Here is a 14257-nt window from a genome sequence, read left to right as displayed (position 1 = left end):
CGTTCACCGCCGGTCCTGGTCATCGGGTGGCAGTCAAATCGTCCGCTGTGGACAGCGGGATCGGCTCGAACATCGCCGGTTCGTCTTCGGGGAACAGGGCTGTCGGGCCGTACAGCCAATCGGTGAACGAGTAGTCGTCCGAAGCCCGGGCACGGAGCAGGCTGTTGCGCTGTTCCCGCTCGACACTGTCCAGATGCCACAGATTTCCCCAGGCCCGGGCGGTCAGCACGACCCGGCGGCAGTGTTCGGTGCGGACTGCCTGGTAGGCGGCCAGCGCACCGTCCCAGTCTCCCAGCCGTTTCACGTGTTCGGCCAGCACCCAGCCGTCCTCGACGGCCATGATCGCGCCTTGGGCGAGGTACTGCAGGGGCGGGTGCGCGGCGTCGCCGAGCAGGGCGAGCCGGCCGTCGACCCAGGTGGAGATCGGGTCGCGGTCGTACATCCGCCACCACTTGTCCCGCCACATCCGCGGAATGCCGGCCCGCACCTCGTCGCAGGTGGCGGCGAACGCGGTGTCCAGTTCGTCCGGCGTGCCCCAGTCGGCCAGGCCCGCCACGGCTTTCGGCGACTCGAAAACGGCTACCTGATTGAGCAAATCGCCGCCGCGGAGTCCATAGTGGACAAAATGGCAGCGCGGGCCGACATAGACCACGACCTCGGACAGATCCACCGGACGGCCGACCTCGGCGATCGGCACGGTGCCGCGGTAGGCGACGTAGGCTGACGAGACGGGCTGGTCGTCCGCGAAGTGCTTCCGGGCCACCGAATGCAGGCCGTCGGCGGCGAGGACGACCGGTGCACTGTGGACGGTTCCGTCGGCGGCGACCGCGGTCGCCGGGTCCGGCGTGTACGACACGATCCGTTGCTCGGTGAGAAGTTCGACGCCGGCGTCCCGGCAGGCGTCGAGGAACAGCCGGTGCAGGTCGCTGCGGTGGATGACCAGGTACGGGAAGCCGTAGCGGCGTTCGAGGTCGCGCAGGTCGAGCGCGGTCAGGTCGCGGCCGTCGACGGCGTCGCGCATGACCATCCGGTCCGGGACCACGCCGCGGGCCTTCGCGGTGTCCAGCAGGCCGTAGGCGTCGAGGATCCGGGTGCAGTTGGGCGCGAGCTGGATGCCGGCCCCGACCTCGCCGAACTCCTTCGCCTGTTCCAGCACCCGGACCGCCACGCCGAGCCGGGACAGCGCGAACGCGGTGCTCAGCCCGCCGATCCCGCCGCCGACGACGAGCACGTCAGGGGTGTCCATGGGGTTCTCCTCACAGCCAGGGGCCGAGGCCGGGGACCCCGGTCAGCGAATGCGGCCGCCCGGCCAGGTATGCCGCGACGTCGGGCAGCGGGCCGTCCGGCAGCCGGTCGAGACCGCGTTTGGCCTGGATTTCGGCGACGAGCGCGGACAGGAACGCCTCCGGCAGGTCTGCGAACGTCAGCCCGGCGCCGAGGTCGACCGCGTGCACGCAGACTTCGCGGGCCCGCAGCCAGGGGATTTCGGCGGCGGGAACCGTCCGGCCCTGTGCGGTGACCACCTCGGCCTGCCACTGCTGCGGAGTCAGCGACGCCATCGCGGACTCCAGCGAGCGGGCCGAATCCTGCAGCCAGGACGTGAGCTGGGCTTCGGGCAGCTGCGAGCCTGCCTCGATGTCGGCGTTGCGCTGCTCCGGCGAGGTGTACATCGGGGTGCGCTCGCCGGTCCGCGCCCAGTGCACGAGGTTCCCGAGTGCGTCCGCGTTGGCCGCGACGTGCGCCGCGAGGTGCTTGCGGGTCCAGCCCGGGAGCGCGCTGGGTCCGGACAGTTCTTTCGCGTGGGCAAGGAAAAGCTCGGTCCCGAACGCGGCCCAGTCCCGCGCGGCGCCGGCGGCCATCAGGATTCCTTCACGATCTGGTTCACGCACGCGCCGATCCCGGCCACCTCGGTGACGACGGTTTCCCCGCCGGTCAGGTAGACCTTCGGGTCGCGCGCGTGGCCGACTCCGGCGGGCGTGCCGGTCGCGATCAGGTCTCCCGGGTTGAGCTGGACGATCGTGGAGACGTACCGCACCAGGTGCACCGGGTCGAACAGCAGCGTGCCGGTGTCGTCGTGCTGCATGACGCGACCGTCCACAGTGGTCTTCACCTCGAGCGCGGGCCGGACGCCGCCGACCTCGTCCGGCGTGACGACGTACGGGCCGACCGGCGTCGAGGACTGCCAGATCTTGCCCTGCGTCCACTCGACGGTGCGGAACTGCCAGTCCCGGACCGAGACGTCGTTCATGACGGTGAACCCGGCGATCGCCGCCGCGGCCTCGTCCTCGCCCGCGCGCCGGACGGTTTTGCCGACCACGACGACGAGTTCGACCTCCCAGTCGAGCGCGTCGGTCTCGGCCGGTTTGACGATCGGGTCGGCCGGCCCGGTCAGGGTGTCGGCGAACTTGGCGAACAGCGTCGGGTACGCGGGCAGTTCGCGGCCCATTTCCTTGATGTGGTTGGTGTAGTTGTGCCCGACGCAGACCACTTTGGACGGATTCGGCACGACCGGGGCGAGGTCGGCGTCCTCGGCGGGCCAGGTCCGGCCGGTCGCCTGGGCGGCGCGCGCCTCCCAGGCGTCCTGGGCGAAGAGCGCGCCGAGGTCGGGACAGCCGAGGTCGACCAGCAGGTCTCCGTCGAGGCGGACGGCGCGCGTGCCGCCGTCGACGCGCAGGGTGGCGAGCTTCATCGGAGGGTCTCCTGACGGTTGAGGTGGAGCGCCTCGAACACGGGCGCGTCCGAGAAACGGAACAGGTCGAGGGTGCCGGAGTCGGAATCCGTGGCACCGGCCTCCGACTTCACCGAGAACGGCTGCCACGACGGGACGACGAACAGGTCCCCGCGCGAAACCGCCCACGTGGCGTCGCCGACGGTCACCGTGCCGGAGCCGTCGAACACCTGGCAGACCGACGAGCCGGTCTCCCGCACCGGCGCGGTCTCGGTGCCCCGGGCCACGCGGTGGAACTCGGCGCGGATGGTCGGCAGCACGTCGGAACCGTCGTGCGGATGGGAAAACCGGACAGCCGCGTGGCCTGGTTCGACCGTTCCGCCGTAGCCCTCTTTCTCCAGCTGCAGCTGGTCGGACAGGGCGGCGTCGGTGTGCTCCCACTTGTAGGACAGCAACGGCGAACCCGGCGCGACGGCGCCGGCCGAGAGCGGCCGCAGGCCCGGATGCGCCCAGAGCCGTTCGGACCGAGACCGCTCCGGCGTGATCCGCTCCGCCTCGCTGATGGCTTCGCGGCCGAATTCGAAGAACTGCGCGTCGATGCCGTACTGGAACGGAATGTCGAGGCCGTCCAGCCAGGCCATCGGCTCGCGCGCGGCGTTGTGGTGCGCGTGCCAGTTCCAGCCCGGCTGCGGCAGGAAGTCGCCGCGCCGCATCGGGACCGCGTCACCGCCGACGACCGTCCACACGCCCGAACCCTCGACGACGAACCGGAACGCGTTCTGCGTGTGGCGGTGCTCGGGCGCGTCCTCGCCGGGCAGCAGGTACTGGATCGCCGCCCACAGCGTCGGAGTCGCGAACGGACGGCCGCCGAGCCCCGGGTTGGCGAGCGCGATCGCCCGTCGTTCCCCGCCGCGTCCGACCGGCACGATCTCGCCCGCCTGCTCGGCGAGCCGGAGCAGGTTCTCCCACCGCCACCGGTGCGGCACCGCCCGCGACCGCGGGTGCGCGGGCATCAGGTCGCCGATCTCCGTCCACAACGGAACGAGCAGCTCCTGTTCGAAGCCGCGGTAGAGGTTCCGCAGGGCGGGGGTGACCGCGGGCTGGTCCGGTGCGTCGACCGCGGCGAGCTGGACGGGAGTTCGCGCTGGTGTGCTGGGCATGGGGTTATGGTGGGCGCGTCCCGGTCTGCGGAAAACGGGATTCTGGTGTGCGGAAAGGCGGCCGGATGGAGAAACGGTTCAAAGCGCCGCCGCCGTACGCGGTGGCCAGCGTCGACAACGCCCTGCGGATCGCGGCGATGCTGCAGCTCGAAGGCCCGTTGACGGTCTCCGAGGTGGCCGAGCGGATCGGCGTCGCGCCCTCGACCGCGCACCGGCTGCTCGCGATGCTCGTGTACCGCGATTTCGCCGTCCAGGACGCCAACCGCGCTTACCGGGTGGGCCCGGTGCTGGAGCTGGCCGCGCACTCGCAATCAGCCGCGTCGAAGCTGCGCGCGGCGGCGCTTCCGCACCTGCGGAGGCTGGTGGACCTGCTGGACGAGTCGGTGAACCTGACGGTCCGGACCGGCGACACGGCCCGGTTCATCGCGAGCGTCGAGTGCTCGCAGGCGTTGCGGGTCGGTTCGCGCGAAGGGATGGTGTTCCCGGTCCATCAGACGACGGCCGGCCTGCTGCTGCTCGCCGAACTGCCGCCGGAACAGGTGGAGGAGCTGTACGCGGTCGACAAACCCGGCGAGCGCCCGGACCCGGCCGAGCTGCGGGCGGACCTGGCGCGCGTGCGCCGCAGCGGGTTCGCGCTCAACCAGGGCCGCTCCGAACGCGGAGTGGTGGCGGTCGGCGTGCCGGTGCACGGGCCGGACGGCGTGGTCGTCGCGGGGTTGTCGGTGTCGATGCCGAGCGTGCGCTACCGGAAGGATCAGCTGCCGACGCTGGTGGCGGCGCTGCGTGCGACCGCAGCCGCGTTGGAGGCGGATTTACGCGGTTAGCGCTGGTCTTCTCCTGCGAGCGCGGTGGCGAAAGCCGCGTGCACGCTGAGGAATTGCTGCACCGACAGTTCCGCCGCGATGCCGGGGTACTGCGGGGCCAGCCGTTGGGCCGCCCAGGCACCCCACCGCACGTGGGCCTCGGCGACGCTCAGGTGCGCCGCTTCGGCGGCATGGCGGGCGTTCACGCCGTCCAGGATCGCTTGGTGCATCAACGCGGGAGTCGAACGTTGTTCCCACGCCCGCAGGGACGCCATCGAGGAAAGCCGGTGCAGCGTCGCGGAAACTGTCGGCGGCGCGGGACGGGGGAGCGGTACGCCGCGTTCGAGCGGTCCCCTCCGCTGCGGCGCGCCGTCCAGCTCGTCGTCGACTGCGGCACCGGTCGAAGTGGCCAGGCCGCGGCTTTCGGCGTCGTCAGTCATCAAGCTCGTCATCAGAGTCCCTCCGACGTGCGGTTACCCGCCTTCGCACGCGCGAAACCCTTGATCGGCGGGAACCGGTGGCGCGGGCGTTGCCGGGCAGCAGCGGGTCGATGTCGACCGGATCCAGCCGCGGGTCGCGCTGCAGGGAGCCGAGCGCGGCCTTGGCGACGGCGAGGATCGGCACCGCGAGCAGCGCCCCGACGATCCCGGCGATTTCCAGGCCGAGCGCGATGCCCACGACGACGGCCAGCGGATGCAGCCGGACCGCGCGCCCGAGCAGGAACGGCTGCAGCACATGGCTTTCCAGCTGCATCACCGCGACCACGACGGCGAGCACGATCCCCGCCGCGACGAATCCGTTGGCGACCAGTGCGACCAGCACCGCGACCGCGCCGGTCACCACCGCGCCGAGGATCGGCACGAACGCCCCGATGAAGATCAGCGCGGCCAGCGGCACCGCGAGCGGGACCCCGACCAGCCAGATGCCCAGTCCGATGCAGACCGCGTCCACACAGGCCACGGCCACGGTCGCGCGCACGTAGCTGACCAGCGAGGCGAACCCGCGGCGGCCGGCGACGTCGATCTCGTCGCGGGTGGCGGCGGGCACGATCTTCAGCAGGAAATGCCACACCTGATTGCCGCTGTACAGGAAGAACACGAGCACGAAAAGCGTCAGCAGCATCTCGGTGAGGACGCCGCCGACGGTCGCGGCGGTGGACAGCACGCGCGTGGTGAGCTCGGCGGTGTTGCCCTGGATCGCGCTGACCGCTTTGTCGAGCAGCTGCTGCAGCTGAGGCAGGTGCAGCGGTCCGTGCTGCAGCCAGTTGTTGATGCGCGCGAGACTGGCCCCGACCTGGTTGCCCAGCTGTGGCAGGCTCGCGGTGACCGTGGTGATCACCAGGGTCAGAACCCCGCCCAGCACGGCGAGCCCGACGATGATCGCGATGAGGGTGGCCAGCGCGCGGGGCACGTGCCAGCGCACCAGCCGCTCCACCAGCGGCGCGAACAACGCCGACAGGAGCAGGGCGATCCCGATCGGCACGGTGACGTCCGCGAGGTAGCCGAGAGTCCACGCGATGACGCCGAGCATGGTCAGCACGACCAGGAAGCGCCAGCTGGCCGCCGCGGCGACCCGGAGCGACCACGGCACCGCGTCGGCGGCGTCCCGGCGCCGATGACGGTGCGCCCCCGCGATCCGGCGGGCTGGCGCGGTCATCACGCCGCTGCCTTGGCCGACAACGGCTCCGCGACCGATTCGAGCGAGCGCCGCTCGGCCTTGATGCCCAGAACCGCCTCGGCGATCCCGCCCGCGATCATCATGCCCGCGCCCAGGTAGTAGCCGAAGGCCACGTTGCCGACGACGCCGGTTTCGACCAGGCCGCCGAACAGCACCGGGCCGATGATCCCGCCGAGCCCGGTGCCGACGGAGTAGAAGATCGCGATCGCCAGCGCGCGCACTTCGAGCGGGAAGATCTCCGACACCGTGAGGTACGCGGAGCTGGCCCCGGCGGAAGCGAGGAAGAACACCGCGCACCAGGCGATCGTCAGGGTGAGCGCGGACAGCACTCCGGCTTGGAACAGCAGGCCGGTCGCGACGAGCAGCACGCCGGAGCCCAGGTAGCTGGTGACGATCATCGGACGGCGGCCGATCGAGTCGAAGAACCGCGCGAGGACCAGCGGGCCGACGAAGCTGCCGAGGGCGAGCGGGACGAGGTAGAGCCCGACGGACCCGCTGGAAATGCCGAAGAACCGGCTCAGCACGAGGCCCTGGGTGAAGTAGACGGCGTTGTACAGGAATGCCTGCCCGACGAAGAGGGCGAGCCCGAGCAGCGTCCGCCTCGGGTAGCTGCGCACGAGGGTCACCGCGACTTCGGTGAGGCTGGTGCGCGTGCGCTCCTCGACCTCGATTGTGTCGTCGACCGGGTCGAGCCGCTCACCGGTCGCCCTCTGAACCCGGTCTTCGATCCCGGTCACGACCTGGTCGGCCTCGTCGGCGCGGCCGTGGGTGAACAGCCAGCGCGGGCTTTCCGGGACGGTCCGGCGGACGATCAGGATGAACAGGCCGAGCACCGCGCCCAGCCCGAAGGCCAGCCGCCAGCCCAGCCAGGCCGGGATCAGGCCGACGTCGAGCAGCACCAGGCTGAGCGCCGCGCCGCCGGCCGCGCCGAACCAGTACGAGCCGTTCACCGCCAGGCTCACCGTCGCGCGCCAGCGGGCCGGCACGAGTTCGTCGATCGCGGAGTTGATCGCCGCGTACTCCCCGCCGATGCCGGCTCCGGTCAGGAACCGCATCACGAAAAACCACCACGGCGCAAAGGAAACCGCGGTCAGCACGGTGGCCAGCAGGTAGAGCCCGAGCGTCAGCAGGAACAGCCGTTTCCGGCCCCAGCGGTCGGTCAGGTAGCCGAAGACGAGCGAACCGCAGACCGCGCCGGTGACGTAGCACGAGGTCGCCAGCCCGACCTGGGTGGCGGAAAGGACCAGGCCGCCGCCGGGTTCGGTGAGCCGGTCGGACAGCGCGCTGACGATGGTCACCTCGAGCCCGTCGAGGATCCACACCGTGCCCAGCCCGACGAGCATCAGCCAATGCCACGACGACCAAGGCAGCCGGTCCATCCTCGCCGGCACGTCGGTTCGCACCACATCCATCACCTCGCGGCGCGAATTCCCGGCGGAGATCACGCGCAAACGGCTTGGCTACCACCAGTCGAGCGCGCGCAGCACGAAGAACGCGGCCACCCCGAGCACGAGGACCGCCACCGCGACGAGCCACGCGACGGGGAGTTTGCGCGACGGCATCGGCTGCGGATGCGAGAGTCCCGAAGTCTGCCCGGCGTCGGGCGGGGTGTCGCCAGGCGGCACGGAGCCGCCCGGTTCGAGGCCCGGCACTTCGTCCGGTTCGGGCCCGGGTGCGGTCATGTCCGGTCTCCTCGTCGGGGGCGCGTTCACCGGACGGGGTTGCCGCCCCGGACGGCGATAAACCCGGGCCGGCGGGTGTTTGCCCGCGGACCGGGCGGGTAGGCGAAGGCCCATGGCTGAACTCAACCCGATCCAGTTGCAGAAAGACCTGGCAGGCGTCGACTACCCGGCGACCCGAGACGACCTGGTCTCAGCGGCCGAACGGAACGGCGCGGACTCCGGAACCCTGGAGGTGCTGCGCGGCCTGCCCGACCGCACCTACGAGGGACCGAGCGGCGTCAGCAAGGAAGCCGCGCAGAAGTAACCACCCGAAACCCGGCCCGGCTCGAGGCGGACCCGCTGCCTCGAGCCGCTCTCTGTGGGCCTTAACCGGGGAGGACGCGTTCGATGATCTCCTTCGCCTCGACGTCCGCGACCGCCTTCGGCGTTCCTCTGCAGGATCAGGTGCCGCCCACGGGAAGTCGGGCTTCGCGACGAAGACCTCCCCGGTGCGCTGCAGAAACCAGCCGAGCAGTCCGGCCAGCAGTGTAGGGTTCATCCGGCGAAACCCCGGGTCACTCCGACACCCGTTCGAACACCGCGGCGAAGCCTTGTCCGCCGCCGATGGACATGGTTTCGGCCGGGGCGAGCAGCCCGAAGAACCCGAGTTTCCTCATTGCGTCGATGAACTCGGCCGGGTAGACGTCGTCGGCCTCGAATTCCCGCACCCGCGGCCGAACCCGCTCGTGCTTCGCGACCAGGGCGACCCACTGCTAAGCGTCATCGCCTGTTCCCTTCCCGTGCCTGCCGCAGCACGCGCTGAGCCCGTTCCAGCACCGGCTTGTCCACCATCTGCCCGCCCACCGCGACCGCCCCGCCCGTGCTGGCGGCGTCCAGGATCGACTGCGCCCAGCGGACTTCCTCGCGCGTCGGCCGCAGCGCCGCTGCGGCGACGGGCACCTGTTTCGGGTGCACGCACAGCTTTCCGGTGAACCCGAGCCGTCGCGCGTAGTGGACTTCGTCGGTGAGGTGAAGTTCGTTGTCCAGGTCTGCGGTGACGCCGTCGATCGGCCCGGGCAGCCCCGCTGCGGCGGAGGCGAGGACGAGCGCGCTCCGGGCGGCGACGAACGCGTCCCGGTCGGCCGGATCGGCGCCGAGTTCCGCGGCCAGGTCGAAGCTGCCGAACGCGAGGCGCTGCACGTTCGGGACGGTCGCGGTCTCCCGCGCGTCCAGCACCCCGCGCGCGGTTTCGACCAGCGCGATCACGACCGGCAGGACCCCGAGCTGCTCAGCCGCGGCCCGTGTCGTCGCCGGTTCGGCTTTCGGCAGCATGACGGTGCACCGGCGTTTCCTGAGCGCGGCGAGGTCTTCGTCGTGCCAGGCGGTGCCGGCGGCGTTTACCCGCACCGCGCACTCGGGGTTCTCCTCGAGCCACGCGACGACCTGCTCCCGCGCGTACTCCTTCCGCTCCGGCGCGACCGCGTCCTCCAGATCGAGCACGACCAGGCTCGGCCCGGCCGCCATTGCCTTGCCGAAACGCTCCGGCCGGTCGCCCGGCACGAACAACAGGGTCGCCGCTTCCCGCGCTCGCGTGGCCGTGCGGCTGGTCATTTCTGTGCCTTCTTCGCCTGGCGGACGAGCCCGCCGCCGATGATCAGCCGTTGGATCTCGCTGGTGCCTTCGTAGAGGCGCAGCAGCCGGATGTCGCGGTAGATGCGTTCGACGGGGACGTCGCGCATGTATCCGGTGCCGCCGTGGATCTGGACGGCGAGGTCGGCGACTTTGCCCGCCATCTCGGTGCAGTACAGTTTCGCCGCCGAGGGGCCTATCCTGCGGTCCTCGCCGGACACGTAGCGCGCGGCGGTTTCGCGCACCAGGGCGCGTCCGGCCATGATTCCGGTCTGCTGGTCGGCGAGCATGGCTTGGACGAGCTGGAAGTCGCCGATCGGCTGGCCGCCTTGGGTCGCGGAGGCGGCGTAGGCGACGGATTCGTCCAGTGCGCGTTGCGCGGACCCGACGGCGAGCGCGGCGATGTGGACGCGTCCGCGGGCGAGGGAGGTCATCGCGGCGCGGTATCCGGCGTCTTCGTTGCCGCCGACGAGTGCGGAGGCGGGGACGCGGACGTTGGTGAGGGTGACGTCGGCGGTCCAGGCGCCTTCCTGGCCCATTTTCTTGTCCTTGGGCCCGACCTCCAGTCCCGGCGTGCCCGCGGGCACGAGGAAGACGGCGATGCCGGGTCCGGAGTCGTCGGCGGGGCGGGTGCGGGCGAAGACGACGAACAGGTCCGCGATCGGCGCGTTGGTGATGAACCGTTTCTGCCCGTCGAGCACCCATCCGTCCCCGTCGCGCACGGCCTTGGTGCGCAGCCCCGCGGGGTTGGACCCGGCGCCGGGCTCGGTCAAAGCGAAGGACGCGACGACTTCGCCGGTGGCGATGCGTTCGAGCCACTGCGCTTTCTGTTCGTCGGTGCCGAACCCGACCAGCACTTGCCCGGCGATGCCGTTGTTGGTGCCGAACATCGACCGCAGCGCCAGCGAGGTGTAGCCGAATTCCATCGCGAGCTCGACGTCCTGGGTCAGGTCGAGTCCGAGTCCGCCCCATTCCTGCGGGATCGCGTACCCGAACAGGCCCGTCTCCGCGGCTTGCGCGCGCAGGTCGTCGGGGATGGCGTCGCCGTCCATGATCTCCTGTTCGCGCGGGACGACCTTGGTGCGGACGAAGTCGCGCACCAGGTCCAGGATGGGCCGGAAGTCCTCGGGGGTCACCGCTGCTGCCATGGGTCCCACTATGGCCTACCCGGCTGGCACAGAAAATAGTTTATCAGAAATCATCGAATGCCTCACACCGCCGGACGCACCGCGTTGCCGGTGTTCTCCCAGGTCGGAGGGGAGGTTCGTAGGGTGGAGGGCGCTCGTGGCGGAGGGGACGTGCGTGCCGCGGTCGTGTAATACTTGATCCGTGACAGCGGGCAAGTGGAGGGGGAGCAGGCAGTGGCGATGTCCACGGGCGCCGGGTCGCGTCGCACTGGTCCGGCGAACCTCAACGCGATGGCCGCGCAGGAAATCCGCCGCCGCGTCTTCTCCGGCCAGCTGCGCGCCGGGGCGAAGATCGACCAGGACGCCCTCGCCGGCGAACTCGGCATCAGCAAGCTCCCCGTCCGGGAAGCCTTGATCACCCTCGACCACGAGGGCGTGGTCGAGCACATCGCCCGCCGGGGCGCGTTCGTCGCCCGGCTGACCCGCGACGACATCCGCGACCACTACCGCGTGTTCGGCGTCGTGTCCGGACTGGCCGCCGAACACGCGGCGAAAAACCTGACCCCAGGAAGCCTGCAGGCGCTGCACGATCTCGCGGACCGGATGGAGTCCGCAGTGGACCGTGCCGACCAGGAACGGCTGAATTACGAGTTCCACCGGAGAATCAATTACGCCGCCGACTCGCGCCGCCTTCTGTCGCTGCTCGGCATTCTGGCCAAAACCGTGTCGCACGGTTTTTACGAGGCACACGAGGACTGGCCGGTCAAGGCGCGGGACGACCACCGGCTGATCCTGGCCGCATTGTCCGCCCGCTCCGCCGCCCGGGCGCGCACGCTGGTCGAGAAACACCTCGCGGACGCGGGCGAGCGCGCGGTGGCGTTGCTGGAGAAGCAAGGATTCTGGGACCGCTGACCCGTTGCGCGAATTCAGTTTTTATGGCTCCGCCGAGTGTCCATTACGGTCGAATTCATGGAGCGGAACTTTGACTCGGCCGAAGAACTCGCGGCCGCTTTGCATGCTGGTGAAGTGTCCTCAGCGGAATTGACCGACGAGGCGATCGACCGCATCGAGCGGGAAGACAAGGCGCTCAACGCGATCTGCGTGCCGGATTTCGACCGGGCCCGCGCCGCCGCCCGCGATGCCGACCAGGCCCGTGCCCGCGGCGAAGACCGGCCGCTGCTCGGGATTCCGGTGACGGTCAAGGAGTGCTACAACGTCGCCGGCCTGCCCACGACCTGGGGCCTGCCGGAGCACCAGGGCTTCCGGCCGGCGGAGGACGCGGTCCAGGTCGCGCGGCTCAAGTCCGCGGGCGCGGTCATCCTCGGCAAAACCAACGTGCCTCTGGGGCTTCAAGGATTGCAGAGTTCCAACCCGGTGTACGGCACCACCAACAACCCGTGGGACCACGACCGCACGCCAGGCGGTTCCTCCGGCGGATCGTCAGCGGCTCTAGCGGCGGGCTTCGGCGCACTGTCCATCGGCTCCGACATCGGCGGCTCGCTGCGCACCCCGGCGCATTTCTGCGGCGTTTACGGGCACAAACCGTCCCTCGGCCTGGTGCCGAACCGCGGAATGGTCCTGCCCGACACCCCCGCCCTGCCGGTCGACCTGGACCTCGCCGTCGTCGGCCCGATGGCGCGCACCGCCCGCGACCTCGCGCTCCTGCTCGACGTCATGGCCGGACCGGACCCGCTGACCTACGGCGTGGCGCACGAACTGGCCCTCCCTCCCGCCCGCCACGAGAAGCTGAGCGACTGCCGGGTCCTGATCCTCGAAGACCACCCGTTCATCCCGACCGGAGCCGCGGTCCGAGCCGGGGTGCACCGAGTCGCCGCCGCACTCGCGGACGCTGGTGCCCAAGTCGAACGACACAGCCCGCTGCTGCCCGACTTGGAAGAGGCCGCGACGCTCTACACGCAGCTGCTGTTCTCCGGCTCAGTCGCGCGTTTCCCGGTCGACGCGTACGAGCAACTCCAGACCCGCGCGGCCGGACTGAGCCCGGACGACCAAAGCCTCGACGCGTCACGGTTGCGCGGAATGGTGCTCACGCACCGCGACTGGCTCCAGCTGAACCACCGCCGCGAACTCCACCGGCACGGCTGGCGGCAGTTCTTCGCCGAGTTCGACGCCGTGGTCTGCCCGGTCACGCCGACGCCCGCGTTCCCGCACGACCACAACCCCGACCTGCTGGCCTGCCGGATCGACATCGACGGCGTCGAGTACCCGTTTTTCGACCAGCTCGTCTGGGCCGGTCTGGCCACCATGCCCGGCCTGCCCGCCACCGCCGTGCCCGCCGGCCTGTCCCCGGAGGGGCTGCCGGTGGGCGTGCAGCTCGTCGGCCCGATGTTCGAAGACCGGACGCCGTTGCGCCTGGCCGCACTGCTGGAAGAGCGGATCGGCGGTTTCCAGCCGCCGCAGTAGCGGGCTTATTCCTCGTTCGCGAGCGGGCGGTCGTTCTCCTCTTTGACCGCCCGCAAGTGGCTCCAGGACTCGACAGCGCGCACGCCCGGCAGCTCCCGCAGTCGTTCGAGCGTGTCCAGCACCTCGTCGAGCGACTGTGCCTGGATGCTGCCGATTCCGTTGCACCATCCCACTCCGGTCGCGAAACAGTCGATGTTCTCGAACTCCGCGATCCGCCGGGCCACCGGTTCGGCGTCGCCGGTCGTGTGCACCGCGAAACCGACGGTGTGCGTGCGCGTCGAACGGCTGAGCCGCACCAACGCTCCAATGTGGACGACGCCGGACTCGATCAGCCGGAGCACCCGGGCGCGCGCGGCTCCTGGCGAAAGCCCGGTCGCTTTCGCCAGTTCGGCGAACGACGCGCGGCCGTCGTCGCGCAGCTGGGCCAGCAGCGTGTGATCGACGCCGTCCAGTTCGAGGCCGGCGAGCGGCCCCGGGCTTTCCAGCGGCCCCGGCGGGAAATACGGGTCTTTCCAGACGCGCAGATACGTGATCGTCTGCACCGCCCGGACGCCCGGAACGGCCTGCACGCGCGCGAGACCCCGGGCGAAGGATTCCAGGTCGGCGGCCCGCAGTTCGGCGGTGACCGCGAACCGGCCCGCGGTCGTGGTGACGAACGAGGTTTCGCTGAGCGCCGCGATCCGCTCGGCGACCGGGCGGGCGGCGCCCTCGGTCTCGACGATCACGTGCCCGAGCTGATGGAGCCCGAACACCGCCGGATGGATCGCGCCGACCAGCCGGAGCCCGCCCTCGTCGATCAGCCGCTGCACCCGCGCCTTGGTGGTGGAGCGGGCGAGCCCGACCAGCCGGGCCAGCGTTTCGAACGACGCGCGCCCGTCCTCCTGCAGAGCCCGGATCAGCAGGTCGTCCACGTCGTCGGTGTTCCCTCGCACGGGAAGAACCTAGCCGATCCCGTCTCGATCGGCGAATCCGCTTATCCGACCGCAACAACGCAGACGAAGCGACGGCCATCTAGAGATCAGACAGTCGAATCGTCTATTGCTCCGCCCATCCGGCAGAGGTACCGTCTGCTCCCATCGGAGCGGCGGTCGACGCGGAAGGTGCGGTGGGC

At 70.6% G+C, this 14257-nt stretch carries 16 protein-coding genes; 4 read left to right on the top strand and 12 right to left on the bottom strand.

All coding sequences use genetic code 11. The features are described from left to right. Positions 1-19: 19 nt before the first annotated feature. The 4 genes from F9C11_RS28560 to F9C11_RS28545 are packed head-to-tail and all read right to left on the bottom strand — an operon-like array spanning position 20 to position 3828. Positions 20-1246, bottom strand: coding sequence for an FAD-dependent monooxygenase (locus F9C11_RS28560; protein ID WP_409180448.1), 1227 nt, complete (start codon positions 1244-1246; stop codon positions 20-22). Positions 1247-1256: 10 nt separating this feature from the next. Next, positions 1257-1859, bottom strand: coding sequence for a maleylpyruvate isomerase family mycothiol-dependent enzyme (locus F9C11_RS28555; RefSeq protein WP_409180447.1), 603 nt, complete (start codon positions 1857-1859; stop codon positions 1257-1259). Continuing rightward, the gene (locus F9C11_RS28550; RefSeq protein WP_409180446.1) at positions 1859-2689 is read right to left on the bottom strand and encodes a fumarylacetoacetate hydrolase family protein; all 831 of its coding nucleotides are present in this window, start codon (positions 2687-2689) and stop codon (positions 1859-1861) included. Before F9C11_RS28550 ends, F9C11_RS28555 begins: the two co-directional genes overlap by 1 nt. Then, complete coding sequence (locus tag F9C11_RS28545; protein ID WP_409180445.1) at positions 2686-3828, bottom strand: cupin domain-containing protein; 1143 nt, start codon at positions 3826-3828, stop codon at positions 2686-2688. The genes F9C11_RS28550 and F9C11_RS28545 overlap by 4 nt, the downstream gene beginning before the upstream one ends. Positions 3829-3893: 65 nt before the next feature. Here F9C11_RS28545 and F9C11_RS28540 point away from each other — a divergent pair, with 65 nt between their 5' ends. After that, complete coding sequence (locus tag F9C11_RS28540) at positions 3894-4652, top strand: IclR family transcriptional regulator (protein WP_409180444.1); 759 nt, start codon at positions 3894-3896, stop codon at positions 4650-4652. Here the strand turns inward: F9C11_RS28540 and F9C11_RS28535 are convergent. Genes F9C11_RS28535 through F9C11_RS28520 form a run of 4 tightly spaced genes read right to left on the bottom strand, consistent with a single transcriptional unit; the run spans position 4649 to position 7990 of the window. After that, positions 4649-5071, bottom strand: a complete 423-nt coding sequence (locus F9C11_RS28535; RefSeq protein ID WP_409180443.1) for a hypothetical protein — start codon at positions 5069-5071, stop codon at positions 4649-4651. The two genes, F9C11_RS28540 and F9C11_RS28535, sit on opposite strands and share 4 nt — an antisense overlap. Then, entirely contained in the window at positions 5064-6287 is a 1224-nt protein-coding gene (locus F9C11_RS28530) for an AI-2E family transporter (protein WP_409180442.1), read from the bottom strand. Before F9C11_RS28530 ends, F9C11_RS28535 begins: the two co-directional genes overlap by 8 nt. Then, on the bottom strand, positions 6287-7720 hold the full coding sequence (locus F9C11_RS28525; RefSeq protein ID WP_409180441.1) for an MFS transporter: 1434 nt from the start codon (positions 7718-7720) through the stop codon (positions 6287-6289). Before F9C11_RS28525 ends, F9C11_RS28530 begins: the two co-directional genes overlap by 1 nt. A 48-nt stretch (positions 7721-7768) precedes the next feature. Further along, positions 7769-7990 (bottom strand): DUF6480 family protein, encoded by a 222-nt coding sequence (locus F9C11_RS28520; protein WP_409180440.1) that lies wholly within the window; start codon positions 7988-7990, stop codon positions 7769-7771. A 112-nt stretch (positions 7991-8102) separates the two neighbouring features. Here F9C11_RS28520 and F9C11_RS28515 point away from each other — a divergent pair, with 112 nt between their 5' ends. After that, the gene (locus tag F9C11_RS28515) at positions 8103-8294 is read left to right on the top strand and encodes a DUF2795 domain-containing protein (protein ID WP_409180439.1); all 192 of its coding nucleotides are present in this window, start codon (positions 8103-8105) and stop codon (positions 8292-8294) included. Between the two features lie 250 nt (positions 8295-8544). On the opposite strand, the gene F9C11_RS28510 is transcribed toward F9C11_RS28515, so the two are convergent. From F9C11_RS28510 to F9C11_RS28500, 3 genes are read right to left on the bottom strand one after another with little or no spacing between them, the layout of a single operon-like run. Then, entirely contained in the window at positions 8545-8730 is a 186-nt protein-coding gene (locus F9C11_RS28510; protein ID WP_409186989.1) for an acyl-CoA dehydrogenase family protein, read from the bottom strand. Positions 8731-8749: 19 nt separating this feature from the next. After that, on the bottom strand, positions 8750-9580 hold the full coding sequence (locus F9C11_RS28505; protein ID WP_409180438.1) for an HpcH/HpaI aldolase/citrate lyase family protein: 831 nt from the start codon (positions 9578-9580) through the stop codon (positions 8750-8752). Continuing rightward, entirely contained in the window at positions 9577-10746 is a 1170-nt protein-coding gene (locus F9C11_RS28500; protein WP_409180437.1) for an acyl-CoA dehydrogenase family protein, read from the bottom strand. Before F9C11_RS28500 ends, F9C11_RS28505 begins: the two co-directional genes overlap by 4 nt. Positions 10747-10965: 219 nt before the next feature. Here F9C11_RS28500 and F9C11_RS28495 point away from each other — a divergent pair, with 219 nt between their 5' ends. Both F9C11_RS28495 and F9C11_RS28490 read left to right on the top strand, forming a co-directional pair. Further along, positions 10966-11637: a GntR family transcriptional regulator gene (locus tag F9C11_RS28495; protein WP_409180436.1), complete on the top strand. Its 672-nt coding sequence runs from the start codon at positions 10966-10968 to the stop codon at positions 11635-11637. Positions 11638-11694: 57 nt separating this feature from the next. Then, on the top strand, positions 11695-13146 hold the full coding sequence (locus F9C11_RS28490; RefSeq protein WP_409180435.1) for an amidase: 1452 nt from the start codon (positions 11695-11697) through the stop codon (positions 13144-13146). Between the two features lie 5 nt (positions 13147-13151). Here F9C11_RS28490 and F9C11_RS28485 read toward each other — a convergent pair whose 3' ends face one another. Next, positions 13152-14078, bottom strand: a complete 927-nt coding sequence (locus tag F9C11_RS28485; RefSeq protein WP_409180434.1) for an Lrp/AsnC family transcriptional regulator — start codon at positions 14076-14078, stop codon at positions 13152-13154. Positions 14079-14257: the final 179 nt, after the last annotated feature.

This window comes from Amycolatopsis sp. VS8301801F10, from assembly GCF_046195355.1.
GTDB lineage: Bacteria > Actinomycetota > Actinomycetes > Mycobacteriales > Pseudonocardiaceae > Amycolatopsis.
This window is presented reverse-complemented; position numbering and strand designations above follow the sequence as displayed.

Coding starts and splice junctions, on each gene's coding strand:
- F9C11_RS28560 (WP_409180448.1), bottom strand. CDS start 1,246: ATGGACACCCCTGACGTGCTCGTCGTCGGCGGCGGGATCGGCGGGCTG.
- F9C11_RS28555 (WP_409180447.1), bottom strand. CDS start 1,859: ATGGCCGCCGGCGCCGCGCGGGACTGGGCCGCGTTCGGGACCGAGCTT.
- F9C11_RS28550 (WP_409180446.1), bottom strand. CDS start 2,689: ATGAAGCTCGCCACCCTGCGCGTCGACGGCGGCACGCGCGCCGTCCGC.
- F9C11_RS28545 (WP_409180445.1), bottom strand. CDS start 3,828: ATGCCCAGCACACCAGCGCGAACTCCCGTCCAGCTCGCCGCGGTCGAC.
- F9C11_RS28540 (WP_409180444.1), top strand. CDS start 3,894: ATGGAGAAACGGTTCAAAGCGCCGCCGCCGTACGCGGTGGCCAGCGTC.
- F9C11_RS28535 (WP_409180443.1), bottom strand. CDS start 5,071: ATGACTGACGACGCCGAAAGCCGCGGCCTGGCCACTTCGACCGGTGCC.
- F9C11_RS28530 (WP_409180442.1), bottom strand. CDS start 6,287: ATGACCGCGCCAGCCCGCCGGATCGCGGGGGCGCACCGTCATCGGCGC.
- F9C11_RS28525 (WP_409180441.1), bottom strand. CDS start 7,720: ATGGATGTGGTGCGAACCGACGTGCCGGCGAGGATGGACCGGCTGCCT.
- F9C11_RS28520 (WP_409180440.1), bottom strand. CDS start 7,990: ATGACCGCACCCGGGCCCGAACCGGACGAAGTGCCGGGCCTCGAACCG.
- F9C11_RS28515 (WP_409180439.1), top strand. CDS start 8,103: ATGGCTGAACTCAACCCGATCCAGTTGCAGAAAGACCTGGCAGGCGTC.
- F9C11_RS28505 (WP_409180438.1), bottom strand. CDS start 9,580: ATGACCAGCCGCACGGCCACGCGAGCGCGGGAAGCGGCGACCCTGTTG.
- F9C11_RS28500 (WP_409180437.1), bottom strand. CDS start 10,746: ATGGCAGCAGCGGTGACCCCCGAGGACTTCCGGCCCATCCTGGACCTG.
- F9C11_RS28495 (WP_409180436.1), top strand. CDS start 10,966: ATGTCCACGGGCGCCGGGTCGCGTCGCACTGGTCCGGCGAACCTCAAC.
- F9C11_RS28490 (WP_409180435.1), top strand. CDS start 11,695: ATGGAGCGGAACTTTGACTCGGCCGAAGAACTCGCGGCCGCTTTGCAT.